This is a genomic window from Pseudomonas sp. RAC1, from assembly GCF_030658255.1.
GTDB lineage: Bacteria > Pseudomonadota > Gammaproteobacteria > Pseudomonadales > Pseudomonadaceae > Aquipseudomonas > Aquipseudomonas boreofloridensis.
Map to the genome: position 1 here is coordinate 18,777 of NZ_JAUTXS020000004.1, position 25,738 is coordinate 44,514.

General features: G+C 62.3%; 35 protein-coding genes. All 35 read left to right on the plus strand.

Annotation, left to right across the window (positions count from 1 at the left end; all coding sequences use genetic code 11):
- Window position 1: 1 nt before the first annotated feature.
- Entirely contained in the window at window positions 2-970 is a 969-nt protein-coding gene (locus Q7C30_RS00305; RefSeq protein WP_317870234.1) for a phage replication protein, read from the plus strand.
- On the plus strand, window positions 927-1,736 hold the full coding sequence (locus Q7C30_RS00310; RefSeq protein WP_317870189.1) for a hypothetical protein: 810 nt from the start codon (window positions 927-929) through the stop codon (window positions 1,734-1,736). The genes Q7C30_RS00305 and Q7C30_RS00310 overlap by 44 nt, the downstream gene beginning before the upstream one ends.
- Entirely contained in the window at window positions 1,733-1,867 is a 135-nt protein-coding gene (locus Q7C30_RS00315; protein WP_317870190.1) for a hypothetical protein, read from the plus strand. The genes Q7C30_RS00310 and Q7C30_RS00315 overlap by 4 nt, the downstream gene beginning before the upstream one ends.
- Complete coding sequence (locus Q7C30_RS00320) at window positions 1,864-2,160, plus strand: DUF1364 domain-containing protein (RefSeq protein ID WP_116888238.1); 297 nt, start codon at window positions 1,864-1,866, stop codon at window positions 2,158-2,160. Before Q7C30_RS00315 ends, Q7C30_RS00320 begins: the two co-directional genes overlap by 4 nt.
- Window positions 2,157-2,585 (plus strand): VRR-NUC domain-containing protein, encoded by a 429-nt coding sequence (locus Q7C30_RS00325; RefSeq protein WP_317870192.1) that lies wholly within the window; start codon window positions 2,157-2,159, stop codon window positions 2,583-2,585. Before Q7C30_RS00320 ends, Q7C30_RS00325 begins: the two co-directional genes overlap by 4 nt.
- Window positions 2,582-3,880 carry a site-specific integrase gene (locus Q7C30_RS00330; RefSeq protein ID WP_317870193.1) on the plus strand — a complete coding sequence of 433 codons (1,299 nt, stop codon included), beginning with the start codon at window positions 2,582-2,584 and terminating at the stop codon, window positions 3,878-3,880. The genes Q7C30_RS00325 and Q7C30_RS00330 overlap by 4 nt, the downstream gene beginning before the upstream one ends.
- A gap of 208 nt (window positions 3,881-4,088) precedes the next feature.
- Entirely contained in the window at window positions 4,089-4,406 is a 318-nt protein-coding gene (locus Q7C30_RS00335; protein WP_317870194.1) for a hypothetical protein, read from the plus strand.
- An 11-nt stretch (window positions 4,407-4,417) separates the two neighbouring features.
- Window positions 4,418-4,996: a hypothetical protein gene (locus tag Q7C30_RS00340; protein ID WP_317870195.1), complete on the plus strand. Its 579-nt coding sequence runs from the start codon at window positions 4,418-4,420 to the stop codon at window positions 4,994-4,996.
- Window positions 4,993-5,529: a hypothetical protein gene (locus Q7C30_RS00345; RefSeq protein ID WP_317870197.1), complete on the plus strand. Its 537-nt coding sequence runs from the start codon at window positions 4,993-4,995 to the stop codon at window positions 5,527-5,529. Before Q7C30_RS00340 ends, Q7C30_RS00345 begins: the two co-directional genes overlap by 4 nt.
- 226 nt (window positions 5,530-5,755) lie before the next feature.
- Window positions 5,756-6,127, plus strand: a complete 372-nt coding sequence (locus Q7C30_RS00350) for a chemotaxis protein (RefSeq protein WP_317870199.1) — start codon at window positions 5,756-5,758, stop codon at window positions 6,125-6,127.
- Window positions 6,127-6,444: a hypothetical protein gene (locus Q7C30_RS00355; protein ID WP_317870201.1), complete on the plus strand. Its 318-nt coding sequence runs from the start codon at window positions 6,127-6,129 to the stop codon at window positions 6,442-6,444. The genes Q7C30_RS00350 and Q7C30_RS00355 overlap by 1 nt, the downstream gene beginning before the upstream one ends.
- Window positions 6,445-6,490: 46 nt before the next feature.
- On the plus strand, window positions 6,491-6,721 hold the full coding sequence (locus Q7C30_RS00360) for a hypothetical protein (RefSeq protein ID WP_317870202.1): 231 nt from the start codon (window positions 6,491-6,493) through the stop codon (window positions 6,719-6,721).
- 55 nt (window positions 6,722-6,776) lie between these two features.
- Window positions 6,777-7,007, plus strand: coding sequence for a hypothetical protein (locus tag Q7C30_RS00365; RefSeq protein ID WP_317870203.1), 231 nt, complete (start codon window positions 6,777-6,779; stop codon window positions 7,005-7,007).
- Window positions 7,007-7,234, plus strand: a complete 228-nt coding sequence (locus Q7C30_RS00370; protein WP_317870204.1) for a hypothetical protein — start codon at window positions 7,007-7,009, stop codon at window positions 7,232-7,234. The genes Q7C30_RS00365 and Q7C30_RS00370 overlap by 1 nt, the downstream gene beginning before the upstream one ends.
- A 61-nt stretch (window positions 7,235-7,295) precedes the next feature.
- The gene (locus tag Q7C30_RS00375) at window positions 7,296-7,475 is read left to right on the plus strand and encodes a YebO family protein (protein WP_317870205.1); all 180 of its coding nucleotides are present in this window, start codon (window positions 7,296-7,298) and stop codon (window positions 7,473-7,475) included.
- A complete protein-coding gene (locus Q7C30_RS00380; protein WP_317870207.1) occupies window positions 7,466-7,843 on the plus strand; it encodes an HNH endonuclease in 378 nt (125 codons plus the stop codon). The genes Q7C30_RS00375 and Q7C30_RS00380 overlap by 10 nt, the downstream gene beginning before the upstream one ends.
- A 288-nt stretch (window positions 7,844-8,131) precedes the next feature.
- Entirely contained in the window at window positions 8,132-8,611 is a 480-nt protein-coding gene (locus Q7C30_RS00385) for a phage terminase small subunit P27 family (protein WP_317870208.1), read from the plus strand.
- Entirely contained in the window at window positions 8,611-10,338 is a 1,728-nt protein-coding gene (locus Q7C30_RS00390) for a terminase large subunit (protein ID WP_317870210.1), read from the plus strand. The genes Q7C30_RS00385 and Q7C30_RS00390 overlap by 1 nt, the downstream gene beginning before the upstream one ends.
- A complete protein-coding gene (locus Q7C30_RS00395; RefSeq protein ID WP_317870211.1) occupies window positions 10,338-10,502 on the plus strand; it encodes a hypothetical protein in 165 nt (54 codons plus the stop codon). Before Q7C30_RS00390 ends, Q7C30_RS00395 begins: the two co-directional genes overlap by 1 nt.
- The gene (locus Q7C30_RS00400) at window positions 10,495-11,805 is read left to right on the plus strand and encodes a phage portal protein (protein WP_317870212.1); all 1,311 of its coding nucleotides are present in this window, start codon (window positions 10,495-10,497) and stop codon (window positions 11,803-11,805) included. Before Q7C30_RS00395 ends, Q7C30_RS00400 begins: the two co-directional genes overlap by 8 nt.
- A gap of 3 nt (window positions 11,806-11,808) precedes the next feature.
- Window positions 11,809-12,666, plus strand: a complete 858-nt coding sequence (locus tag Q7C30_RS00405) for a head maturation protease, ClpP-related (RefSeq protein WP_317870213.1) — start codon at window positions 11,809-11,811, stop codon at window positions 12,664-12,666.
- On the plus strand, window positions 12,663-13,850 hold the full coding sequence (locus Q7C30_RS00410; RefSeq protein WP_317870214.1) for a phage major capsid protein: 1,188 nt from the start codon (window positions 12,663-12,665) through the stop codon (window positions 13,848-13,850). The genes Q7C30_RS00405 and Q7C30_RS00410 overlap by 4 nt, the downstream gene beginning before the upstream one ends.
- A gap of 52 nt (window positions 13,851-13,902) precedes the next feature.
- The gene (locus Q7C30_RS00415; protein WP_317870215.1) at window positions 13,903-14,145 is read left to right on the plus strand and encodes a hypothetical protein; all 243 of its coding nucleotides are present in this window, start codon (window positions 13,903-13,905) and stop codon (window positions 14,143-14,145) included.
- A 2-nt stretch (window positions 14,146-14,147) separates the two neighbouring features.
- On the plus strand, window positions 14,148-14,624 hold the full coding sequence (locus tag Q7C30_RS00420) for a head-tail connector protein (RefSeq protein ID WP_317870217.1): 477 nt from the start codon (window positions 14,148-14,150) through the stop codon (window positions 14,622-14,624).
- Window positions 14,624-14,965 (plus strand): phage head closure protein, encoded by a 342-nt coding sequence (locus Q7C30_RS00425; RefSeq protein ID WP_317870235.1) that lies wholly within the window; start codon window positions 14,624-14,626, stop codon window positions 14,963-14,965. Before Q7C30_RS00420 ends, Q7C30_RS00425 begins: the two co-directional genes overlap by 1 nt.
- Window positions 14,958-15,446, plus strand: coding sequence for an HK97-gp10 family putative phage morphogenesis protein (locus Q7C30_RS00430; protein ID WP_317870218.1), 489 nt, complete (start codon window positions 14,958-14,960; stop codon window positions 15,444-15,446). The genes Q7C30_RS00425 and Q7C30_RS00430 overlap by 8 nt, the downstream gene beginning before the upstream one ends.
- The gene (locus Q7C30_RS00435; RefSeq protein WP_317870219.1) at window positions 15,443-15,811 is read left to right on the plus strand and encodes a DUF3168 domain-containing protein; all 369 of its coding nucleotides are present in this window, start codon (window positions 15,443-15,445) and stop codon (window positions 15,809-15,811) included. Before Q7C30_RS00430 ends, Q7C30_RS00435 begins: the two co-directional genes overlap by 4 nt.
- 52 nt (window positions 15,812-15,863) lie before the next feature.
- Window positions 15,864-16,352 carry a phage tail tube protein gene (locus Q7C30_RS00440; RefSeq protein ID WP_317870221.1) on the plus strand — a complete coding sequence of 163 codons (489 nt, stop codon included), beginning with the start codon at window positions 15,864-15,866 and terminating at the stop codon, window positions 16,350-16,352.
- A gap of 8 nt (window positions 16,353-16,360) precedes the next feature.
- The gene (locus Q7C30_RS00445) at window positions 16,361-16,828 is read left to right on the plus strand and encodes a phage tail assembly chaperone family protein, TAC (protein WP_317870223.1); all 468 of its coding nucleotides are present in this window, start codon (window positions 16,361-16,363) and stop codon (window positions 16,826-16,828) included.
- A 643-nt stretch (window positions 16,829-17,471) separates the two neighbouring features.
- Window positions 17,472-20,006 carry a phage tail tape measure protein gene (locus Q7C30_RS00450; protein ID WP_317870224.1) on the plus strand — a complete coding sequence of 845 codons (2,535 nt, stop codon included), beginning with the start codon at window positions 17,472-17,474 and terminating at the stop codon, window positions 20,004-20,006.
- On the plus strand, window positions 20,006-20,353 hold the full coding sequence (locus tag Q7C30_RS00455) for a phage tail protein (RefSeq protein WP_317870225.1): 348 nt from the start codon (window positions 20,006-20,008) through the stop codon (window positions 20,351-20,353). Before Q7C30_RS00450 ends, Q7C30_RS00455 begins: the two co-directional genes overlap by 1 nt.
- Window positions 20,354-20,390: 37 nt before the next feature.
- Complete coding sequence (locus Q7C30_RS00460; RefSeq protein WP_317870227.1) at window positions 20,391-21,092, plus strand: phage minor tail protein L; 702 nt, start codon at window positions 20,391-20,393, stop codon at window positions 21,090-21,092.
- A gap of 3 nt (window positions 21,093-21,095) precedes the next feature.
- A complete protein-coding gene (locus Q7C30_RS00465) occupies window positions 21,096-21,878 on the plus strand; it encodes a C40 family peptidase (protein WP_317870228.1) in 783 nt (260 codons plus the stop codon).
- A complete protein-coding gene (locus Q7C30_RS00470) occupies window positions 21,875-22,459 on the plus strand; it encodes a tail assembly protein (protein ID WP_317870229.1) in 585 nt (194 codons plus the stop codon). The genes Q7C30_RS00465 and Q7C30_RS00470 overlap by 4 nt, the downstream gene beginning before the upstream one ends.
- A gap of 54 nt (window positions 22,460-22,513) precedes the next feature.
- Window positions 22,514-25,738: phage tail protein (locus Q7C30_RS00475; protein WP_317870230.1), on the plus strand; the 3,225-nt coding region annotated here is incomplete at its 3' end.

The following is a 25,738-nucleotide window of genomic DNA, read 5'->3' on the forward strand; positions in this document are numbered from 1 at the left end:
CATGCAATTCACTGTGACCATCAACCAGGTCAAGGCCCTGGAGTGGGGACTGAATTCCCAGCAGGCCCTGCTGTTTGCCTTCGTCTACGGCTGCCCGAGTTGGGCCAAGGCCATGCAGACGGAGGAGGGCATCTACTTCGTGCTGAGCAAAGCCAAGATCGTCGAGGAATTGCCGCTGCTCACCGACAAGCCGGACACCGCGTATCGCATGTTGAAAGTCCTCGAACAGGCCGGCCTGATTGAGCTGTCGAGTACCTCTAGCGTGACGCTGCTGCGCCTCACAGAGAAGGCTGCCGAGTGGAACAAAAAAGAGGATGGGTCGGAAAAATATCCGACCAAGACAGCCGGCGCCCAAGGTCGGAAAAAAATCCGATCTACCTCGGAAATAAATCCGAGCAAGGTCGGAAAAAAATCCGAGCCAGGGTCGGAAAAATCTCCGACAAATCAAGATACCAGTAATCAAGATACCAATCAGGATACCAGTCACAGTTCGCAGGGTGCCCCGGCTGCGCCGTCGCCGCCTGCCGTGCTGGCGCTGGTTCCGGCCACTAGCCCACGCTGCGAAATCCCCGAGGATATGCCCGGTCCGAAAGACCCTGAGTGCAAAACGTTCAAGGCTTGGGCGAACTATGCGGTGGCCTACCGCAATCGCTACAAGACATGGCCGGTGTGGAATGCCAAGGTCGCGGGCCAGATTGCCCAACTGGTCACGCGGCTGGGCGCCGATGTCGCGCACAACGTCGCGGCCTACTTCCTGAAGATCAACGACGCCAAGATCATCAACGGCTGCCACAACCTGGGCGACTTGCTGGCCAAGTGCGAGGCGTATCACACCCAGTGGGCGACCAATCGCCAGATGAACGCCACCACGGCGCGTCAGCAGGAGCAGACCCAGGCCAACATGAACGCGGCCCAGGACGCGGCAGATGCCATTCGAAGTCAGGGAGGCGCTCGCAATGCTTTCCTTTGACGAGATTGCCGAGCTGGCCCAAGCCATCTGTGCTACCGCCGAAGCCATGGGCCAGACGATCAGTTCCGGCGGTGCGCGGGTCATCGCGGAAGATTTGGCCGGTCACGATGCGCAGGTGATCGTGGGCGCTTTGCGCGCCTGCCGGCGTGAGCCCGCCGGGCGTCTGTCGCTGGGCATGGTCCTTAAGCACATCCACGCGGCCGATGGCCGTCCGGGAAAGGACGAGGCATGGTCGATTGCTTTGGCTGCAAGCGATGAGCACGAGACCGTGGTGGTCACTGCGGAGATTCGCCAAGCCATGGCCGCATCGGCGCCGATCCTCGACGCCGGCGACAAGGTCGGGGCTCGGATGGCTTTCATGAGCGCCTACGAGCGGTTGGTCAGCTTCGCCAGGGCTGAAGACCGGCCTGCCGCGTGGGAGGTCTCCCTGGGGTTTGACCCATCGCGGCGGGTGACGGCGATCGAGGCGGCAGTGCGCGCCCAACTGATCACCCAGGAGGCGGGAGGCAAGTACCTGGCCGACCTGCGCATCGCGCCGATCACCCCGGACGGGCAGGCCATCGCCGGGTTGCTCACTGGCGAGGTGCGCACTCAACCCACCGCCCACATGCGCGAGAAGCTTGCCGGGGTACGCTCAATCCTGACGGCCTCGAAGGCGAAGAAAGATCAGGCGCTGGCGAAAGAGGCCCAGCGCCGCCGCGTCACCACTTACCTATGCAAGCGGCAAGCGCGCGCCGCGCTGTCCGCCCTGGCCGAGCAGAAGTGAAACGAATCTGGACCGTCCTCATCCCCGGCTACCGGCCGTTCTCGATGGTGCTGATGGACGCCCCGCAAGACATGGCCGGCGCCCTGCGCGAGGCCCGACTGATCTGGCCGAACTGTGAGGTTGAGCCATGAAGCAAACAAAACTGACCAAGGCCGCGCGTGGCCGCGAGTGCCAGGTGCGCATTCCTGGCGTGTGCAACGGCAACCCTGAAACCGTAGTGCTGGCGCATTACCGGCTGGCTGGCACCTGTGGCGTGGGCAGCAAGCCGAGCGACCTGCAGGGCGCCTGGTGCTGCAGCGCCTGCCACGACGTGTGCGACGGTCGCAGCAAGGCCGTAGACCGCGACACAGCGCGCCAATACCACGCCGAGGGCGTGATGCGGACCCAGGCCCAGTTGATCAGCGAGGGAGTGCTGCGCGCATGACGACCCTGGCCATCCGCCCGTTCAAGCCGCGCCAAGCCCGCGCGAAACCTGTCGACAGGGAAGGGCAGGAGCAGGCCGCGCTGATGCAGGAGCTGCAGCTGCGGTTCCCGCAAGCCTTCAAGCTGATCTACCACGTCCCCAATGGCGGGCACCGGGTGAAAGCGGTGGCCGGCAAACTCAAGGCACAGGGCGTGAAGGCCGGTGTGCCTGACCTTGTGCTGCCAATGGCGCGCGGCGGCTACTTCGGCCTGTACATCGAGTTCAAGGCCATGCCGCCGTTCGACGCTGAGGTCTCGCCAAACCAAGATGCCTACATCCAGGCGCTCAGCGGCCAAGGCTATCTGGCCATCGTCTGCCGTGGCCGTATCGATGCGATGGAGGCGATCAGGGCCTACCTGCTCCAGCCGCAGACGGTGGCCGCATGAGTGCGACCCGAGCAGTGAAGTTCAGTGACGCCGAGGTTCGCCGCCAGGCTGCCGACGTGGGCGTGCGTGATCTGCGCGACCCTCGCCATCCCGGCCTGTATCTGCGTTTCTGGAGTGACCGCACCCGCGCTACCTGGCACCTGGTGCGCGGCAAGCGCTGGGTACCGGTCGCGCGCTGGCCGGAACTTGGCGCTGCTGCGGTGCTGGCCGAACTGCCCGCGCTGCGCCAGCGCCTGCTGCGCGATCCCGCGACCGCGCCTGTGGCTTCCAGCATGGCCAACGTGGGGCAATTGCTGGACTGGTTCGGCGACCGCATGTGCCGAGATCGCTCCCTGTCGACCAAGCGCAAGGCGGGTGCTCGCTCGGCGATCGCTCAGCACCTGAAGCCGCGCCTCGATGACCTGGCGCTGGCCGACGTGACATCGGACGCCCTGGACAAGCGGTTGATGTGGCCCGCGCAGGCCGAGGTGTCGCTGTCGTACCTGCGCCAGATGTTCGCCTTGCTGCTGACCGCCTTCAAGCAGGCAAAGCGCCTCGGCCTGATCGACAGCGACCCTATGGCGGGCATGCGGTTCAGCGACTTCACCAAGGCCAAGATCCTGCCCAAGGCCTCCCGTCTGCGCTCGGTGCACCTGCCGGACGTGATGCAGCAGCTCGCCCAGGCCTTCGACGAGACCCCCGCCAAGGCGATGCTGGCGCTGATGATGCTGGCGCACGGCACACGAATCGGGGAGACCCGCAAAGCGCGGTGGAGCGAGGTATCGGTAACGGCCGGCGAGTGGTTCATTCCGGCAGCGAATGCGAAGACGCGGACCGAGCACCGCCTGCCGCTGACAGGCCAGATCTGCGCGCTACTGACGCGGTACCGGTCGATTCAGCAGGCCGAAGGATATGACGGCGTGTATCTGTTCCCCAGCCGTCGCGGCGGGTGCCTGAGCGAGGGCCAGGGCAGCGCTGTGTTCACCGAACTGGGCCGGGGCGAGTGGACCAGCCACGACCTGCGCAAAGTGTCGCGCAGCACATGGACTGATCTCGGCATCGACGGGCACATCGGCGAGATGCTGCTGAACCACTCTCTCGGGAAGATCGCCAGCACGTACATCCATACCCAAGCGATGCAGCAGCGCAGGGCAGCCCTGGAGAAGTGGCACGCCTGGTTAGACGGCATCGGCTTCGGGCGCATTCACGGCCTTAATGGGGCCTTATCCGAAATCCCACAGATTCAGGCGCAGACGGCGGAAGACAAGGCTTCTAGCTCCCATCCCGAATTTGTTACTAGCGAGGATTCGAAATGACAGGATCAACAACGATGGTGCTGCACCGGGGCCGAGAAGTTCTACGCATCCAGGGAGCAAGGACACCCGCTGGCCATCAGATTTATGAGGTTGATGGAATCCGATGCTGGGCTTGCGCAGTGGTGGGAGTCGTTGATCAGGCGGGTGATCCGGTCCTGTCACAGGGAACCAGCGTGGCGTGGCGGCCCGTTGAAGAGGCCTCGTGCAAATGAAGAAGTCGCACGGCCCAGCCTTCAAGAAGGCCGTGATCGAGCTGGACAAGTGCGCTTTTTGCCGTGGGAGAGCGGTCATTCAGGGCCTGTTTCACGATCTGCCATGCGACCGCTGCAACGCCTCGGGCTGGGTAGTGGCTGCAACTGGCGAGGCCCTGGCCCTGGATGAACTGGTGACCCAGCTCAGCATGAGGCTGCAGGCCGCGACACGGCAGATCGAGCAGATGAAGAATCCTCGGGCTACTGGCCCGGGTGCGCATTACCAGGCAGGCAACCGGCTCGGCGCCGGCGGAGCCAATTACACCGGGGATTGAGGGGGAAGGAAATGATTTACAGCAGCGTACTCGCGGCGGTCGTCTCGGCCCTGGCTGCAGAAGCGATCGACAACACTAGCAAGCAGGCCTGGCAGAAGCTATACGAGCCCGGCAGCGAAGATGGCCACGACATGGCAACCTTGACCAGCTCGGTGGAGCGCGGCGAAATCAGCCGTATGGATGCTGACTGCTGGGTGTTTGCCCGGCTTCACAGTCAGTTGAAGCCGCGCCACTGGGATGTGTTGGTGGCCAAGTTCAGCACGCATAAGGGCCGAAAGGTCCAGTCGATTAGCCGCCTCATCCCAATGGTTGCATCCCATGCGCCGAAACTGTTCATCACCAGCGCTGTGACGGCCTGGGCTATTCCCAAGATGAAGGGCGCCGATGGAAAGCGGTCGTGCGACATCATCGTTCTGCCGGCTCAGTTCTACGACATCAATCGCTGGGACCCGGATGCCCGCCCGGAGCGCACTCGTCGCCGCTGGAGGAAGGGTATTGAAGACGTGCTGGGGCAGATGACCGAAGAGGCTCTAGAGGCGGCGGCAGAGATTCTGAACCACGAAGGCCTGTCGATGGAAAATGCCGCTTGACTTCAAATGGCCGCATGGCCGATTATTTCCCCATCCTGTCATTCCTGCGCGTTGTTGAGGATTGGCAAAAAAGGCCCAGCTTACTGCTGGGTTTTTTTGTTTCAGGGGTTTACTTGATATGCAGGTACGCTGCTAGAATTTTCGCCCTTTTGAAACGTGAGATGGATCTTATGCGGCAGTTTCTGGCGATCACCTTTGGCGGGCTCACCCCTAGCTATTACGCTCGACAGTTATTCTTCGGTGCACTCTTTGCGGTCTTTTTCATTTATATGAAATCACACGCCCCGCACGGGATTGACTTCGCAACGGTTGCAATTTGTGTGGTAAGCACCTTGCTCTATCCCTACTCCCGATTTGTGTATGAGAGCGTGGTGGGCTTCATCATGGGGCGCAACGTGTTCTTCGTAAATGCGCTGTTGATGCTGTTCGTCAAGGTGATCACGATGTTCATGTGCTGGTTCTTGGCGATCTTCATCGCACCTTTGGGATTGCTGTACCTCTACTGGTATCACAGCAAGCAGCCCTCCAACTAAATCCTTCGACCCCGGCTATGAGCCAGGGCTTTGTCGTTTCGAGCCCTGGCAAATGCTGGGGCTTTTCGTCTCTGGAGATGATGAAAGCCCGGCGGAAACGCGCAGGGGTAACAGTCAGCGTGGGGACTGGAGGGAAACGCCACGACACTGGCCTGACAGGGCTAGCATCTCCACCCATTCCAAGCCTCGGCACCCGCCGGGGGCTTTTTCGTATCTGGAGCGCTTGATGGACCCGACCGACCTCGGCCCAGGCACAGCCACCTGGCTGGGCGGTACGGGCACCGTCCTGCTGGGCGGCTTCCTATGGCTGCGCAAGTTCCTGTCAAAGGACGCTGCTGACCGCGCGATGGACAATGCCGACATCGGCACTGTCCGCCGCCTCAATGAACTGCTCGACTCCGAGCGCGAGGCTCGCAAGCTCGCTGAGGGTCGCGCCGATCAATTCGCCAAGGAGCGCAACGAACTCGCCGCAACTGTTGGCAGGCTGGAGGGCAAGATCGAGGCCCTGACAAGTCAAGTCGGGTTGCTCACTGATCGAGTCGCAGTCCAGAGCGAGGAAATCGCCCGCCTGCGCGGCAAGCTGGGAGGTGCAACGTGATGGACAGATGCGTACTCGAGTACATCGCCAGGCGCTGGTGGCGCCGCGTGGAGGTCTGGATGATCGCGCTGCTGTTGGTGGTCGGCGGTGGCTTCTGTGGCTACCAGCTAGCGCAGTGGGCCTTGGCCAAGAGCTACTTGGAGCAGGTTGCCACGGTTCGTCAGGCATACGACGAAGCGACGAAGCAGCGCGACCAGCGCCTCGACGAACTCACCCGCCGCACCGATAGCGCCGCCGCCAAGGCTTCCAAGGCAGCCACGACGGCAACCCAGGCGGCGGACAAGGCCGACGAAGCCCTGAACAGGGTATCGCCATAGGGCGCCATAGAATCGACATGCGCCGTTTCGTGGCGCGGAGACACAGATGAACCGACAGCAGATCGCGACCGCGAGCAGCCTCTTCTTTACCCGCGACCAAGTGCAGCGCCGGCTGGACACTGTGCTGAGCGGCAAGGGTGTGTCACTGGCCATCACCGGCGACTACCAAAACGAGGCTGTCTTGCACTCGGTGACCGAGCCTCTGGCAGATCACTTCAGGGCTGAGCTGGCCGCGATTGATGACCAGCTCAAGCTGCTGGGCTGGAGCGGCGAGTAACAGGCGCTTCGGCGCAACTCACCACAATTATTACCATCACCAATGAGGCAACCCTATGGAAAACCAGCACAAGAAGATCACCGGTTACCGCGACCTCACGCAGGGTGAGATCGACGGCATGAACTCGATCAAGGCCCTGGAGGCCGACGCCGGGGAATTGTTCAAGCAGATCGGTCAGATCGAAGGTGTGGACCAGCGTACTCTGGCACTGGCCAAGACCAACCTGCAGCAGGGGTTCATGTGGTTTGTGCGCTCAATCGCCAAGCCTGCTGATCCCTTCAGCTGATGGCCAAGGCGCCTTACACCCCCTGCAAGCTCTACGTGGACGGCGCCGAGGGCATCGCGGCTGGTGACTTCATCACCACCGCTGCCGGTTCGGCGTACCTGGTGCAGACGCTGCGGGTGAGCCGAACCCGGCCAGAGCGCAAGCACATGGACTGCCTGCGCTGGCCGATCGCTGAAGTGCCGCCAGATGCGCGGTGCTATCAGCTGACCTGGTACAGGAGGCGATGAATGTCTTGTAGTGGATGCGCCGCCCGGCGCGAGTGGATCAACAAGTGGATGAGGGTAGCGCGTGAACGAGCAGGCAATCTCTTTGCTCCAGCAGATCTTGGAGCAGCAGCAGAAGCAAACAGCATTGCTGGAAACGATCGCAAGCCAGAACCTGGCCTTGATCGAAGCCCTGGCCGACGGTGACGGTGCTGACCCTGACGCCCCGCCTTCCACTTATCTGGACGGCTCGCCATGCCGATGAGACCTCAGCGTCCATGCCGGGCCCAGGGATGCAGGTCGCTGCACCGGAACGCCAACGGCTACTGCGATGGTCATGCCGAACTGGCGGCCGAGCAGGCCAAGGCTTGGGCGACCCGCAAGGGATCAGGTCGCGGCGGCCGGCCCTGGCGCCGCATTCGTGAGCGGATCTTAAAGCGCGACCAGTATCTCTGCCGGTGTGACGATTGCACCAGGCTGGGAAGGATCCGTGAAGCGCACGAGGTCGATCATATCGTGGCCCTGGCCTACGGCGGGACTGATGACGATGACAACCTCAGGGCGATCAATCGCGACTGTCACAAGGCCAAGACCCTTTCTGAGTCGAATCAGAGAATTCATAGAAGTCAATAGGTTCTTATTTTTTCAAGCTTTTTTCTTCGAGAAAAGCTCATGGTCGAAATTTCGGCTTGCGGCAAAAGGTCATGGCAAGAAATTCAGATCATGCGAAACCCTCATGGTGAGAATTTCCGATCATCTGAAAGTTACGTGGCGAAAAAATCCGATCATGTGGAGGCCTGTAGCCAAAAAAATCGGCTTTTGGGGAGGGGGTGGGCCAAAAGTTCAGGCCTTTTTGCTCGGACACCGCGCCCCCAGTCGTTTTTTTACACCCGCGAAATATAAAGTTTAGTGGAGGCGCCGATGCCAGGGGTTGCCGGGCGCTCCGGCCGTCGCCCAAAACCCACGGCCCAGAAGGCGCTGGCCGGGAATCCGGGCAAGCGCAAGCTGAACAAGGATGAGCCGGACTTCGCTCTGGTGACCAACGTCGATCCGCCGGAATGGTTGTGCGAGCACGCCACTCGCGTGTGGCAGATGCTGGTGCCGGAGCTGCTTCGCGCCAAGGTTCTCGCGCTCACAGATCTGCACAACGTCGAAGCGTTCTGCACCGCCTACGGAAACTGGCGGATGGCCCAAGAGTCCGTCCGAGAGCACGGAATCGTGGTCGCCGGCGCAACTGGCGGCCCGGTGAAAAATCCGGCGCTCACCGCTGCCAACGAAGCGATGCGCCAGATGGTCACCTTCGGCTCAATGCTGGGTCTGGACCCCGCCAGCCGAACCCGAATCATCGGCGGCAACAAGCAGAAATCCACCAACGAGTTCGCAGCCCTACTGAGTTCCTGATGGCCAGAGCCAAGTACACCAACGTCGACAAGGCGATGGCGTGGGCAAGGTCCGTCCTGAAAGGCAAGTTCCCGGCGTGCCGCTACATCCATCAAGCGATTGAGCGGCACTTCGAGGACGTGGCGGCCAGCCGCTCGAAGAACTACCCCTACAAGTTCGACCCGGCTAAGGCTGAGAAGAAGCTGCGCCTGATGCAGTTGCTCCCGCACACGAAGGGGGAGTGGGCATTCAAGCGACAACTGATCACGCTGGAGCCCTGGCAGCTTTTCGGCCTGGCTTGCACCTTCGGGTGGGTCAGGAAGAAGGGCGGATACCGGCGTTTCCGGGAGAGCTATTGGGAGGTGCCGCGCAAGAACGGCAAGTCGGTCATCGCCGCCGGCGTCGGCATCAGTATGTTCACCGCCGACAACGAGTTCGGCGCCGAGGTGTACTCAGGCGCCACCACCGAGAAACAGGCATGGGAGGTTTTCCGCCCAGCGCGCCTCATGGTCAGCCGCTCGCCGATGCTGATCGAAGCTGCCGGCATCGAGGTCAACGCCTCGAACCTGAACATTCCGTCCAATGGAAGTCGCTTTGAGCCGCTGATCGGCAACCCGGGTGACGGTGCTTCGCCTTCATGCGCGATCATCGACGAGTTCCACGAGCACGACAGCGCGGCTCAGTACGACACCATGCTTACCGGCATGGGCGCCCGTCGGCAGCCGCTGATGTTCATCATCACCACGGCCGGCGCGAACATCGAGGGGCCGTGCTACGACAAGCGCCGCCAGGTCATCGAGATGTTGAACGGAACGGTGCCTGACGATGAACTGTTCGGCTACATCTGGACGCTGGACGAGGGGGACGACTGGACCGACCCCAAGAACTTGGCCAAGGCCAACCCATGCATGGGTGTCTCGGTGTTTCAGGAGTACCTGGAGAGCCAACTGGCGCGGGCTATCCGCTCCGCACGGTTCACCAACACGTTTAAGACCAAGCACCTAAACCTGTGGGTGAGCGCTAAATCCGGCTTCTTCAACATGGAAAGCTGGAAGGCCTGCGAGGACAAGACGCTGACCCTGGACCAGTTCGAGGGGCAGGAGTGGATCGCTGGCTTCGACTTGGCGCGCAAGCTGGACATGAACTCAAGGGCCAGGCTGTTCTGGCGGGAGATCGACGGCAAGATCCACTACTACAGCGTAGCGCCGGCGTTCTGGGTGCCTGAAGACACCGCCAACGATGTGGACAACAAGCGCATGACCGAGCGCTTCCAGGCCTGGGTCAACACAGGGCACCTCACGGCAACGCCCGGCGCCGAAGTGGACTATCGGGAGATCCTCGAGGACACCAAGGAAGCCAACAAGCTGGCGCCAATCAGGGAATGTCCGATCGACCCCCACGGCGCCACGGGCCTGAGCCATGACCTGGACGACGAGGGCTTCAACCCGATCACCATTACCCAGAACTACACCAATATGTCCGACGGCATGAAGGAGCTGGAGGCCGCGATCGAGGCGGGCCGCTTCCATCACGATGGCAACCCGATCATGACCTGGTGTGTCGGCAACGTGATCGGCAAGAACCTGCCAGGCAACGACGATGTGGTACGCCCGATCAAGCAGGGCGAGGACAACAAGATCGACGGTGCTGTCGCCCTGATCATGGGGGTAGGCCGAGTCATGGCGCAGGCCCAGCTAGGGAACAGCGTCGACAACTTCATGGATGCCATACGGAACCCAATTTTCTGATGAACGCAGCGACGATCCTTTATCTGGTTGCCGCGCTGGCCGGCTTCTGCCTGCTTTGCGCAGGCGTATACGTCCTGACCGGTTTGGGCTGGACCCTCATCACCGCGGCGCTCTGCGCATTCTGCATCGCCGCCTTCATCCGTCGGGGTCTGGTAGGTGACTAATTCAATCATTCGAGCCTTGGGCGCTGCAGCAGCTCGACCCTCCGCGAGCATCAGCGAGTGGGCGGGCAGCAAGATCAGACTGTCCGATGGAGGATTCTGGAGCGCCTTTGCTGGCAACAAATCGAGCAGCGGTAAATCGGTATCGGTAGACAAGGCTATGCGTCTATCGGCGGTGTGGGCGTGCGTACGGATCATCTCAACGTCGGTCGCGGGTTTGCCGCTGAATATCTATCGCCGCCTGCCGGATGGGGGTCGTGAGAACGCTCGTGACTTCCGTTTGTACGATGTGCTGCACACCAGCCCGAACGAGGACATGGCAGCGTTCCAGTTCTGGCAGTCGGTAGTCGCATCGATGCTGCTGTGGGGCAACGCTTACTGCGAGATCCACCGCGCAGCAGGCAAGGTGGTCGCTTTGGACTTCCTGTTGCCTTCGAGGGTGGACCTCGAGACCGACGATAACGGGCGTCTCCTGTACTACTTCAGGCCTCGGAAGGGTGCACGGCGCCAGATCCAGCGAGGGGACATGCTGCACATCCCAGCCTTCACGCTAGATGGGCGGGTGGGCATGTCAGCAATCCGCTACGGTGCAGATGTCTTCGGCGCAGCCATGGCCGCCGATGACGCGGCGAACAGCACGTTCAAGAACGGCATGATGCCTACCGTGGGCTTCTCGGTGGACCGCATCATGACTCCTGCACAGCGAGCAGACTTCCGCGAATACGTGAAGACGATCAGCGGAGCACTGAACGCAGGAAAAAGCCCTGTGTTCGAGCAGGGCGTGAAGCCTGAATCGCTGGGTATCAAGCCAGCCGACGCTCAACTGCTCGAGTCTCGCGGGCACAGCGTCGAGGAGATCTGCCGTTGGTTCGGTGTGCCGCCCTGGATGGTGATGAAGACCGACAAGGGTAGCAACTGGGGTACCGGTCTGGAGCAGCAGCAGATTGCCTTTCTGACCTACTGCATCATGTCCTACACAGCCCCGATTGAGCAGTGCATCAATAAGTTCTGCCTGACGGCAGTCGACCGCATCAACTATTACGCCGAGTACTCGCTCGAAGCCTTCCTGCGTGCTGATAGCGCCGGCCGAGCCGCGTACCTGAGCACGATGGGGCAGAACGGCTACATGACCCGCAACGAAGGGCGCCGTAAGGAAAACCTGCCCAGCATGCCAGGCGGCGATGTACTCACCGTGCAATCAAACTTGGTACCGCTTGACCAGCTCGGCAAACCGGGCGCCCAGGAAACGGCACGCAACGCCTTGAAGAACTGGCTCGACGAGTCGGGCAACGCCTCCCAGGAGTAACCCATGAAACACAAGATCCAGTCTCGCGGCCTGCGCAGCGAGATGAGCCCGCGCGCGCTCGATAAATGGAACCCGGCCATTCAGGCTGCGGTTGAAAACACCTCGGACACGATCACCATCTACGGGGTGATTGGTGAGGACTGGTACGGCGAGGGTGTCACCATCAAGCGGATCGACGCAGCGTTGCGCACGATCGGCGATCGAGAGGTAACGGTCTACATCAACTCGCCCGGTGGCGACATGTTCGAAGGTATCGCCATCTACAACCGCCTCCGCGAGCACAGCCAGAAGGTGACCACGAAGGTGCTCGGTATGGCTGCGAGCGCCGCGTCGATCATCTACCTTGCGGGCGCTGAAAGGCAGGTCGCGAGTAGCGCCTTCCTGATGATTCACAACTGCTGGACTTTCCTGGCTGGCAACCGCCACTACCTGCGCGATGTCTCGGACGACATGGAGGAGTTTGACGCCGCAATGGCCGACCTCTACGCCGAAACCAGCGGGCAGCCAGTCAAGGATATGGCCGAGCTCATGGACGACGAGACCTTCATCCGTGGGAAGCGAGCGGTTGAGCTGGGGCTGGCCACTGGGCTCCTGGCGGCCAATGAAATCGTCGAGCGCGAGACTGACGACACCGCTCAGACCAATGCCCTCAAAGCCATGGACACCGCGCTGGCAAAAGCGGGCATGCCCCGTTCCCAGCGCCGTGAGCTGTTCGCCACTTTCAAGTCCAGTACGCCCCGCGCTACCGGCGGGGGCACGCATAACGCTGCCCCGACCGACAAGCCGACCGCTGTCGCGCCAGACCTCACCGCCTCTCTGAGCGCGGCAACCAATCTCTTGAACTCTCTGAAAGGAAAATGACCGTGGACTATGAAGCCCAAGTCAAAGAAATCAACGCCGCGCTCAAGGGTATCGGCGACCAAATCAAAAGCCAGGCCGAGATCACCGAGAAGCAGATCAAAGCTTCCGGTGCGATGAGCGAGGAGACTCGAGCGAAGGTCGACGAGATGCTGGTGACGCAGGGCGAGCTGCAGGCGCGCCTGGGCGAGGCCGAGCAGAAGCTGGTCAACGCCAACCGCGATCACTCGCATCAAGACGAGCCGCAAAAATCGGTGGGCGCCTTGGTGGTCGGCAGCGACGAAATGAAGGACATCAGCTCGCCCTTCCGAGGGTCGCGCCGTGTTTCGGTGCCGCGTGCAGCGATCACCACCGCTACCGGTGGCGACCTGGTCCCTGCGCAGCGACTGCCCGGCATCGTGACGCCGCCCCCGCGTCGCCTGACCATCCGCGATCTGGTCGCACCCGGCACCACCGAGTCGAACTCGATTGAGTACATCCGCGAAACCGGCTTCACCAACAACGCGCGTACCGTTGCCGAAAACACCGCCAAGCCGTACTCGGACATCGAGTTTGCCCTGGCTACTGCCAACGTCCGCACCATCGCGCATCTGTTCAAGGCCAGCCGCCAGATGCTGGACGACGCCCCGGCGTTGCAGAGCTACATCGACGGCCGTGCCCGCTACGGCTTGACGATGGCGGAAGAGGCGCAGTTGCTCTACGGCAACGGCACCGGCGCGAACCTCCAAGGTTTGATGACCGTTGCACAAATCTATGCGGCACCTGGCGGCGTGACCGTGGCCGGTGAGCAGCGCATCGACCGTCTGCGTCTGGCGCTGTTGCAGGCCGAGCTGGCCGAGTTCCCATCGGACGGCATCGTCCTGAACCCCATCGACTGGGCCGCCATCGAGCTGACCAAGGACGGGGAAGGGCGCTACATCATTGGTCAGCCTCAGGAAGGGACCAATGCACGCCTGTGGAATCGCCCCGTCGTCTCGACTCAGGCCATGACCCAAAACGATTTCCTGGTTGGCGCCTTCAAGCTGGGCGCTCAGATATTCGACCGTATGGAAATCGAGGTGCTGATCTCGACCGAGAACGACAAGGACTTCGAGAACAACATGGCCACCTTGCGTGCAGAAGAGCGCCTGGCGTTTGCCATCTACCGCGGTGAGGCGTTCGTCACCGGCCCGTTGACCACCAAGTAAACCCAGCCCACCAACGAAGGCGTCAGCGGTGACGCCTTACAGGAGTGATTTCATGGCTAGCCCCAAGAAACAGGAAAAGGGTGGGACGATCGCCGAAAGCCCGCCCCCAGGCGAAGAGGACGCGGGCAGTGCGCTCGAACTGAATCCATCGAGGATCGAGGTCTACCCCCTGCGGTCGTTCATGGACGATGGCGAATTGCGTCGACGTGGCGGACCCAGCTATCTGGTGTTGCGACAGCACGCCGAAGAACTGGAGCAGCGCGGACTGGTGTCCCGCCAGCCGTTGGAGGTCTGAGCATGTCCGTGATCGATATCGACATTGCCATGCACCACCTGCTGGCCGAGCCCGAAGACCAGGTGCTGGTGCAGTCGCAACTCGATGCGGCAGAGGAGGCGGCGATGCAGTTCCTGAATCGCCGTTTCTACCTGGATCAGGTGTCGCTCGATCAGGCTCGGGCAGGCGTCCAACTGGTGATGCAGCAGGCCCGCGCGGCGAATGCCGCTGCGGTGACCGCCGCCGACGCAGAGCAAGATCACACCTTGCGCTGCCGTCTGCTCGAGCATGCCCGACAGGCGCTGGCCGACGCATACGACCGGGCCGATGCGGTTGCCTATGGGATGGTGCTCAATCCAGCGATCCAGGCCGCGTGCCTGCTGAAGCTGGGACACCTGTTCGCCAACCGGGAGGAGGTCGTCACGACCGGCTCGGCCACCGAGCTGCCGCTGGCCTCCCAGCACCTGCTGATGCCGTACCGCATCCGGATGGGTGTGTGATGCAGGCCGGAAAGCTCCGGCATCGCATCGACATTCAGGAGTTCAAGGCCGTCCGCGATCCCGTGACACTGGAGTATGGCGAAAAGGACTGGGTGACCCTCTGGCCCAAGTGCCCGGCCAGCGTCGAGGATCTGTCTACCCGCGAGTTTCTCGCAGCTCAGGCGGGTCAGGCCGAGGCCACAAGTCGGATCGTCATTCGGTACCGGCCTGGCGTGCTGGCCACGATGAGGATCCTGTATCGGGGCGAGGTTTACAGCATCGTTGGCCCTCCGCTGGCGGACCCGAAGTCGGGGTTGGACTACCTGACAATTCTGGTCGCAAAGGGGGTGAAAGATGGCTGACGGGGTCGAGTTCTCCATCACGGGCCTGGACGCCCTGCTCGGCAAGCTGGACTCCGTCAGCTACGACGTTCGCCGCAAGGGTGGCCGGGCCGCGCTACGCAAGGCCGCCCAGGTGGTGGTGCAGAACGCCAAGGAGCGCGCAGAGCGCATCGACGACAAGGCGACCGGGCGCTCGATCGCGGACAACATTGCGTTGCGCTGGAACGGGCGACTGTTCAAGCGGACCGGCGACCTGGGCTTCCGGATCGGCGTGCTGCATGGCGCCGTGCTCAAGGATGGCGGTGACCTCAGTCCGAACTCACCGACGCCGCACTGGCGCCTGCTCGAGTTCGGTACCGAGAAGATGGCCGCCGTGCCATTCATGCGGCCGGCGCTCGCCGACAGCATCGCCCAGGTCACCAACACTTTCGTGACGGAGTACGAGAAGGCAATCGACCGCGCTATCCGGCGCGCTGCGAAGAAGAAGGCGGCATCCTCATGACACCACCAATCGTTGAGGCCTGCGCCGCGAGTGCTGCCGTGACGGCTTTGCTCGGGGCGGGCGTGGACATGCGCCTCTACTCGTTCGGCGAGGCCGAGGAGGGCGTGGCCAAGCCATACGCGGTCTGGCAGTTGATCACCGGAGATCCTGAGAACTACCTGGCTGGCCGGCCGGATGTCGACAGCTTCACGCTGCAGGTCGATATCTACGGCACCACCGGTACCTCTGTCCGGAGCGTGCGAGACGCAATCCGGGACGCTATCGAGCTCCGGGCAAACATCACTCGCTGGGGCGGCGAGAGCCGAGACCCCACCACCAAGAACTACCGAACCAGCTTCGACGTGGACTGGATAGTCCGCCGCTGACCAACCCCAGCCCGCCGAATGCGGGTATTTTTTTGCTCGATAGGAGACCCCTATGTCCGTCTTGACTCAAGGCACCCAGGTCTATGCCCTGGTGAAAGCTGCCTCCGGAACCGGCCTCGCCGTGCTGGAAGTAGAGTGCGCCACCGCTTTCAACCCCGGCGGCTCTCCTAAGGAGCAGATCGAGGACACCTGCCTCAGCTCCAAGGAGCGCACCTACAAGCCAGGATTGCGCACCCCTGGCCAGGCATCGCTTACCATCAACGCCGATCCCAACAACGCCAGTCATGTGCGCCTGCACCAGATGTCGGAGGAGGACGGCGATTCCACCGTGAAGTGGGCGGTGGGCTGGTCTGACGGCACTGCCGCGCCGACCGTGAATGCGGATGGCGATGACTTCGAACTGCCCGCGACGCGCACCTGGTACATCTTCGAGGGCTACGTTGCCGACTTCCCGTTCGACTTCGCCGCCAACGCTGTGGTCAGCACCGCCGCATCCATCCAGCGCTCGGGCGGTTCCGCCTGGATCAAGAAGTCGGCGTGAGGTAGACCATGAAGCTCAACATCGAAAGCCTGCGCCAGTCGGGTTCCTTCACCGGCCGGCCTGTGCAGAAAGAAGTCCAGTGGCGCCAGGGCGATGACATGATCACGGCCACCGTGTTTGTGCGCCCGCTCGGCTACCAGAGCGCGGTCAGCGACGTGCTCGCCGCCGGCGGCAAGCAGGACAGCATCGCCGGGCGGATCGCTGCTGCCATCTGCGACGAGGAAGGTAACCCGGTGTTCACCGCGCTGGATATCACGCATGGCCCGCTGGATACCGCCGAGCTGGCCAAGGATCCGGACAGCACCAAGCGCATGGGCGCGCTCGACGGCAACCTCACCGTGGCGCTGCTCACCGCCATCCATGAGGTCAACAACCTGGGAAAGACGCCGAGCTCACCGCCCTCGACGAGTTCTGGCATGAGCTCGTCCTCGCCGGAGTCGGGGGCCGCACCATCGCGCAAGCGCAAGAAAACCTGAGCCTGCGCGAGTTCCACTCCTGGCTGAAGTTCAGGGAGCGGAGAGGGTCGCTCCACCTCGGCATGAGAGTGGAGCGCGGCGTGGCGCTGCTGGCTTCGATCCTCGCGAACCAGGGTCGTGACCCGCAGCGTCGGCCGCAACCCTTCACCCCTGATGATTTCACTCCTCACGCAGACCGCGCTCCGGTCAGCTTGGAGCAGGCGATGGAGGAGTGGAGCTAGAGGATGATTTGGCCGGGTGCCGGTCAAGTGTTAAATTGGCCCTCATGTCTTATAGGAGGGAGCCAAGTTGGAACTATTTTACGCTGGACACTTGATTGGTATAGCAATATCTGTAGTGGTCTATTTCGTGCCTATGATGATTGCTTTTTATCGTAGGCACGAGAGCTATACTTCGATTTTCATGCTGAATCTTTTTCTTGGCTGGACAGGAGTTGTTTGGTTGGTATGCCTTATATGGGCGATTTTTGGCCAGAGGCTCAAGCCGCGTCCTGTGCAGAATTTTAACAAATACGAAGAGCTAGAACGTCTCGCAAAGTTAAAGTCTTCAGGAAACCTGACAGAAAACGAGTACGAGATAGAGAAGAAGAGACTATTGGAATAGATCGAAGCCCGCATCAGCGGGCTTTTTTATGGGAGCTAAAATGGCAAGCCGGTCGCTAGGAACTTTAACGCTCGACCTCATTGCCAAGGTCGGCGGTTTCGAGCAGGGTCTCGAAAAGGCTGAGCGCTCAGCCAGCAAGCGAATGAAGCAGATCAGCGATAGCGCTGCCAAGCTCGGCGCGGCTGTAGGTGGGGGCCTTGCGGCGGGCGTTACGGCTCTTGGAGCAATAACCGTTTCGGCTATCAGGTCTGCAACTGAAGTGGCGAAGCTGGCATCAGTGGCAAACGTCAGCACAACCGATTTTCAGAAGCTCGCCTCAGGTGCCAAGATTGTCGGGGTAGAGCAGGACAAGCTTTCTGACATCCTGAAGGATGTAAACGACAAAGTCGGGGATTTCCTCAATACCGGCGGCGGTGCTATGAAGGATTTCTTCGAGCAGATCGCGCCAAAGGTGGGGGTGACTGCTGATCAGTTCAGAAACCTGAGCGGAAGCCAGGCTCTCGGCCTTTATGTTTCCAGCCTAGAAAAAGCCAAAGTCAGCCAGAGCGACATGACTTTCTACATGGAAGCCATTGCAAATGATGCTACGGTGCTGCTCCCTCTTCTTCGAAACAATAGTGAGGGATTTAAAAGATTCGGCGATGCTGCAGAAGCGGCCGGATCTATCATGGATGATAAAACCATTAAGGCAGCTAAAGAGCTTCAAGCTGCAAACTGGTTAGTCGATCAATCCATTTCTGGAATAACTAATCAGCTCACAGCCGAGCTACTGCCGAGTATGTCAGAGTTCGCTGGGCGCTTGAGTGATTCCAGCATTAACGGCGTCCTCGCGAAGAAAGTCACGGATGATCTGGCAGCTAGCCTTCAGGCCCTGGCCAAGTTCGCAATTGGTACGGTGGCAGGCATCCACTTGCTGGGTGTGGGCCTGAAATCCCTGTCAGAACTTGATAACGCCATGGTCGGAGGGCAGGACGCGAAGTGGTATGACAAATATCTTCCACCGGTAAGGATCTACAACGCCTTCAAGAACGTCGACGCCATGGGCAAGGTGATCGGCGGCACAAAGGAGCAGATGGATTCTCTGATCACTGGCTATGGCGACCTGATGGCCAGCTTCGATAAGAATTCGGGCGATGGTAGTACGTCGAACCAGGTGAAAGAGTTGGCCGATCTTCTGGATCGACTCAAAACAGGCGGACCAGGATCATTCAAAGCCATCACGCTGGCCGAACAGGCCGCAGCCAAAGCTGCCGCCGCCGCCGCCAAGAAGCTCAACCAGACATTCGAAACGACCGAAGAGAACTACAAGCGCCAGATCGAGCTGATCAACACCTCGACCGACAAGCGCAAGGACGCAACCGAGGTTGAGAAGCTGGCATTCGAGGTATCAAGCGGCAAGCTTGATGGCATCAACGACAAGCAGCGCAAGCGCCTGGAAGGCCTGGCCGCCGAGCTCGACTCCCTGAAGAAGATCAAGCAGGCCGAGGAGGATGCGAAGAAGCTCGCGGCCTTCAAGTCGAATGCCAATGAGGACTACCTGACCGCGAAGAACGGCTTCGACCTGGAACTGGCTGGCGCTGGGCGCGGCGACAAGTACAAGGAGCGGCTGAAAGAGCGCCTGGCCATCGAGGAGGACTTCAATCGCCAGCAGCGTGAACTGGTGCTCCAGCGCAACAGCGGCGATATCAGTGCCGAGCTGTACGAGCAGGAAACCGAGGTGCTGAGCGAGGCTTTGGCCCAGCGGCTGGTGCTGCAGCAGGACTACTACAACCAAGTGGACGAGGCCCGGGCGGATTGGATGGATGGCGTCACCAGTGCCTGGGAGAACTTCGCTGATGCGGCGACGGACTACTCGGCCATGGCTGCCGACGCAACAACGTCGGTGTTGGGCAGCGCCAAGAGCGAACTGAGCTCGTTCCTGTCCGACGTGTCCACCGGCTCGAAGGATGCCGGCGATGCGCTGATGGACATGATCACCGGCTTCGGCAAGTCATTCGTCGGCGCCCTGTCCGACATGGCCGCGCAGTGGCTGGTCTATCAGGCAGTGCAATTGCTGGTGGGCAAGACAACGCAGTCGACCGCCGGAATGGCGATGGTGGCCAACGCCCAGGCGACGGCCTTCCAAGCTCAGTTGGCGGCTTTCGCGTCCACCGCAGCCATCCCGGTCGTTGGCCCGGCAGCTGCACCTGCTGCTGCTGCCGCCGCTGCGGCCGCAACCGCGCCGATGGTCGCCGGCGTGGCGTCCACAGCCCTCATGGGTATGGCCCACGACGGTATCGACAACATCCCCCGCGAAGGCACCTGGCTGCTTGATGGCGGGGAGCGAGTGCTGAACCCCAACCAGAACCGCGACCTGACGCACTACCTGCGCAGCGCGAACGAGGCGGGGGCTGGCGCGGGGCGAGGTGGTGGAGGCATCACAATCCAAGCGCCGGTCACCGTGCAGGCCCAGCAGGGAATGAGCGATGCAGACGCGCGCCGACAAGGAGAAGTCTTCGGGCAAGCGTTCGTAGAGCAGGTCCGCGATGTGTTGTATCAGGAGACTCAGCAGGGCGGCCTGCTTTGGAGGCGGTAATGGCAGAGACATTCACCTTCTGCACCCGCGTTGGCGCCTCTGGCGACATCAAGCAGCGGGTGTGGGAGAACGACTTCGGCGACGGCTACAGTCAGTCCGGCGGTACCGGCATCAACGGTAAGTCGGAAGAGTGGACGCACCAGGCCGTGGGCAGCCTCGACGACGGGCAGGAGGTGCGCCAGATGCGCGACTTCCTGGATCGGCACGAGGGCTACCGCTCGTTTCTCTGGACCCCACCTGGTGGCAAGCCTGGGCGCTACAAGGTCAACGGCTACAAGCTCGACCCGCAGGGCGCCGGGCAATTCAAGATCAGCTTCACCATGAAGCAGACATTCACCCCGTACTGACCCCGCCCTTGCGGGGTTTGCTTTTTCTGAGGCCCCGATGACTTTCGAATCCGACATCCAGAAGCTGGAGCCGGGCAACCAGATCCGGCTGTACGAAGTGGACACGACTCGCCTGGGCGGCAACGTCATGCGCTTCCACGGGCATGCCCAGGACAGGCCGATCATCTGGCAGGGCCAGTTGTATGAGCCCATCCAGATCGAGGCCAAGGGCTTCGACATTCGTGGCGACGGCAGGCCCGCCACGCCGACCTTGCAAGTGGCCAACGAGATCGCTGGCGTGCGCGGCGCGGTCAGCGCCCTGTGCCTGGCGCTCAAGGACATGGCCGGGGCGAAGGTGAGGGTGATCGAAACCTTCCGGCACTTCCTGGATGCCGCCAACTTCCCCGAGGGGAATCCGAACGCGTCCAACCAGGCGCGCGAAAACCTCTGGTACATCGAGCAGAAGACCGAGGAAGACCGCGAGCAAGTCACGTTCCAGCTGTCGAGCCCGCTGGACTTTGGCGGTGTGCAACTGCCCAGCCAGCAGATCACCAAGCTGTGCCGCTGGGCCTGCCGCGGCGGGTACCGAGGCGAGGCCTGCGCATACACCGGGGCGGCGATGTTCACAAAGCAGAACGAGCCGACCGACAACCCGGCGCTCGATCGCTGCGCAGGCCGCTGGAACAGCTGCAAGCTGCGCGGCAACACCCGCCGCTTCGGCGGCTCAATGGGGGCGAGTCTGATCGCCAGTTCGAGGTAACCCATGCGCATCAACCAACAACTGCAGGCCGCGATCCGCGAGCATGCCGAACGCGAGCACCCGGCAGAAGCTTGCGGCGTGCTGATCAAGACCGAAGCCGGCCGTGAGTACGTGCCATGCCGCAACTTGGCCCGCACGTCCCGCGACCAGTTCACGCTGCACCACGAGGATCTGGCCGACGCCGAGGACCGGGGCACGCTGCTGGCGATCATCCACAGCCACCCGGACGCGAGCCCGCGCCCGAGCATGGCCGACCGCGTCAGTTGCGAGTTGCACGAGGTGCCCTGGGGCATCGTCGCATGGCCCGGCGGTGACATGGAGTGGTTCAAGCCCTCGGGCTATCAGGCGCCGTTGCTGGGCCGTGAGTTCTCCCATGGCCTGCTCGACTGCTGGGGCGCCTGCCGAGACTGGTATGCCCGCGAGGCGGGGCTGGTGCTGCCCAACTTCGAGCGCAAGGACCTGTGGTGGGAGGAGGCCGATGGGCCGAGCCTCTACGAAAACAACTTCGAGGGTGCGGGCTTCTACCAGGTGGGCGAGCCACAGCGTGGCGACATGCTGGTGTTCATGGTGTCGTCACCGGGCCGTCCGTGCTTTCACCCCAACCACGCGGCGATCTACCTCGGCAGCGAGCCGGCACTGGCCAGTGAGGACGCCCCAACGCTGGGCGGTGCTGGGCCATTCATCTACCACCACATGGCCGGCAGGGTCTCGACACGCGAGGTCTACGGCTGGTCGATGGCCAACCGTTGCCGGCTCATTCTCCGACACAAGGACTACCAACCATGAAGCGGACCGTGAAGCTGTACGGCGTGCTGCGCAAGCACTTCGGCCGCGAGTATGAGCTGGAGGTGAACAGCGCCCGTGACGCGGTTCAGGCGCTGTGCGCGATGGTGCCGGGCTTCGAGAAGTTCCTGACCACGGGCGAGGAGCGCGGGCTTGTGTTCACGATCTTCTCTGGCAAGCGCAACTTGGGTCCGGAGGAGTTCGATCTGCAGGGCTCGGACCAGGAAGAGATCCGCATCGCCCCGATCATTCAAGGGAGCAAGCAGGGCGGCATCTTCCAGGTTGTGCTCGGCGCTGTGCTGATCGTCGCAGGTTTCTTTACCGGCGGCCTGAGCTCAGGTGTCGGCCTGGCGATGGTCGCCGGGGGCGCCGCGCTGGCGGCGGGCGGCGTTGTGCAGATGCTCTCGCCCACTGCGCAGACCGGCAGTCTTGATCGCAACGAAGACGGCAACAATCCCAGCTACGGCTTCGGCAGCGCGGTCACCACCATCGCCCAGGGCAACCCCTATCCGCTGCTGTACGGCGAGCGTGAGATCGGTGGTGCCGTTGAGTCGGGCAGCATTCTCACACAAGACCAGCTGTAGCGGCTGGCGCACACAGACCCGCTTCGGCGGGTTTTTCCGTATCTGGAGGACTGGATGGCTCAAGCACTGAAGCAGGCGTCTCGGCGCGCGCCGATCAAGCGCCGGGCCGTGGTGGGCGCCAAAGGCGGCGCGAAGAAGCCGAAGCAACCGAGCATCGCGACCAACAGCGTGCCGTCGATCGCGACCGCGCAGATGCTATACATCTGGAGCTGGGGGCCAATCGTCGGGCCGGTGAATGGCCTGCGCTCGGTGAAACTCGACGGCACGCCGGTCATGGCCGAAGACGGCACCCTCAACTACCCAGGCGTCAAATGGCAGTTCCGCTCCGGTGAGCTGCACCAGGAGCGCCTGGTCGGCGTCACCGAGGCGAGCAACGAAATCAAGGTCGGCCAGGAGCTGCGCAGCACCACCCCGTGGGTCTACAGCATCAACAACGCAATGATCGACGCCGTGCGCGTTCGATTCTCCTGGCCGCAGCTACAGTCGCAGGACAGCGGCGGTAACATCGATGGCGTGACCATCGCCTACGCCGTGGACGTGGCCACCGATGGCGGGCCGTACCAGGAACTGCTGACCTCAAGCGTCAGCCGCAAGAACGTCACCAAGTACGAGCGCTCACACCGCATCGAACTGCCAGCCGGCAACCGCTGGACGATCCGCGCGCGCCGCATCACGCCGAATGCAAACAGCTCGCTGGTGCAGGATGCGATGGTCGTCGAGGCCATCGCCGAGGTGGTCGACAGCGATCAGGAGTACCCGCTGACGGCCGTGGGCTGCGTCGAGTACGACGCCCAGCAATTCGGCGGGGACATCGCCAAGATCGCGGTGCTGATGCGGGGGCGCATCGTGCGTGTGCCGATGAACTACGATCCCGAGACGCGCACCTACGCCACCGCTGGCGCCGGTACCACGAATGGCGTGTGGGACGGCTCGTTCAAAGAGGCCTACACCAACAACCCGGCTTGGATCTTCTACGACCTGGTGCTGCATCCGTACTACGGCCTGGGCGATCGCGTCGACGCGAGCATGATCAACCGCTGGTCGCTCTACCGCATCGCGCAGTACTGTGACCAGTTCGTGCCGGACGGGAAGGGTGGCCAGGAGCCGCGCTTCACCTGCAACCTATACCTGCAGAAGCAGGCCGATGCCTGGGCGGTGCTGCAAGACCTGGCCGCGATCTTCCACGGCTTGGCTTACTGGGATGGCAACCAGATCACCGTCAACGCGGACATGCCGCAGGATCCGGCCTACACCTACACCCTGTCGCAGATCCTCGGCGATGGGATGGTCAAGTACACCGGCAGCAAGCTGCGCGACCGCCACAGCCAAGCGATGGTGTCGTTCGACGATCCTGACCAGGGCTTCGAGACCGACAAGGAGCCGGTGTTCGACGACGACGCCATTGCCGAGTACGGCGTGCGCGAATTGTCGGTTGAGGCGGTCGGCTGCACCTCGCGCAGTCAAGCCCAGCGCGCCGGCAACTGGGCGCTGCTCAGTGAGCAATTGCAGATCCGCGGCGCGACGATCAACGTGGGCCTCGACGGCTACATCCCGAAGCCCGGCAAAGTGATCGCCTTGTCCGACCCGCTGCTCGCGGGCCGGGGCAACGGGGGTCGCATTGCCTCCGTGGCGGGCCGTGTCGTGACGCTGGACCGAGACACTGAGGTGCCGGCCGGGGCGCGCCTGCTGGTCAACCTGCCCAGCGGCAAGGCCGAAGCGCGGCGGGTGAAGTCGGCGGTGGGTCGCGCGATCACCGTCATGGCCGATTTCAGCGAAACGCCAGAGCCAGAGTGCGCCTGGGCGATCGACTACGACGACCTCAAGCTGATGCAGTTCTACGTCCGCAACGTGACGCGGCCGGAGTGGACGCGGTTTCAGCTGGACCTGATCCAGCACGAGCCGAACAAGTTCGACGCCATCGACCACGGCACGATGATTGATGACCGGCCGATCAGCGTTCTGCCGCCCAGCGTGCAAGATGCGCCGGCGCGCGTGCTGATCAGCAGCCACTCGTCTGTGTCGCAGGGCATCGCGGTTACCACCATGACCATCGGCTGGGACGCGGCGCCCGGCGCGGTGGCCTACGAGGTGGAGTGGCGCTGGGGCGCTCGGGACTGGGTGAAAGTGCCTCGCACCGGTGAGCTGTCCGTCGATGTGACGGGCGTGTATGCCGGCCAGTATTTGGCCCGCGTCCGCGCCGTGAACGCGCTAGACGTTGCGTCTATCCCGACGACCTCGACGCTGACGAACGTGGCCGGTAAGACCACGCCGCCGCCGGCGGTGACACATCTCAGTGCCACGCCTTTGGTCTTCGGTACCGGCCTGGCTTGGGGCTTCCCGCCTGGCGCAGATGACACACAACGCACGGAGATCTGGCAGAGCGCAACAACCAGCCGCGATCAGGCGATCAAGTTGGGGGACTTCGCCTACCCGCAGGCAGATCACGAGATTCATGGCCTAGCGGCTGGCGTGTCGTTCTTCTACTGGGCCCGCCTCATTGACCGCTCTGGCAACGTTGGGCCGTGGTATCCAGCAGGCGTGGGCATCAACGGTCAGTCAAGCGCTGATCAGTCAGAGTACGACAAGTACTTCAAGGAAAGGATCACCAAGGGGGCGCTGTACCCGGAGTTGCGAAAGGAGATCGAGCTCATTTCCGGCGACGGACCTGGCTCTGTGTCTGATCGAATTGATGAGGCCAAGAAAGAGCTGTACGAGCGCATCGACGAGCTTACTGATGCACTGGCATACAACCCTGAAACGACCTACACCCGTGGGGACGTGGTGCGTCAGGGACAGAGACTCTTCCAGGCCATTGGTGATGTGCCAGCGGGCGCGGCGCCGCCGGACGCGAACTACTGGGCAGACATTGGCACGATCCTCGAGACCGCCAATGCGCTGGCAAGCCAAGTGCGGCGCAACACCGCTGACATCACGAACCTCGATGGCAAGGTCACCGCTTCTGCCAGCCAGCTGACTGCGCTGCAGGCCGCTGCGCGGGATGACAACGGCGAGGGCGAGCTGGCCGACGCCATGAAAAGCTGGGATGCGACGGCGAAGTTTGCAGACGAAGTCCGCGTCCGCGCAACGCAGAACGAGGCGGCAGTCACGCGACTGACGACCCTCGACGCGCAGGTGGCCGACAACAAGTCCAGCATCAGCCAACTCGATCAGGTGGTGGTCACAAACGAGCAGGCCACGGCACAGCGCTTCGGCCAGGTGTCGACCGCGCTCGGGGCGAACACGACGCGAATTCAGGAAGTCAGCGACTCGCTGTCCGAC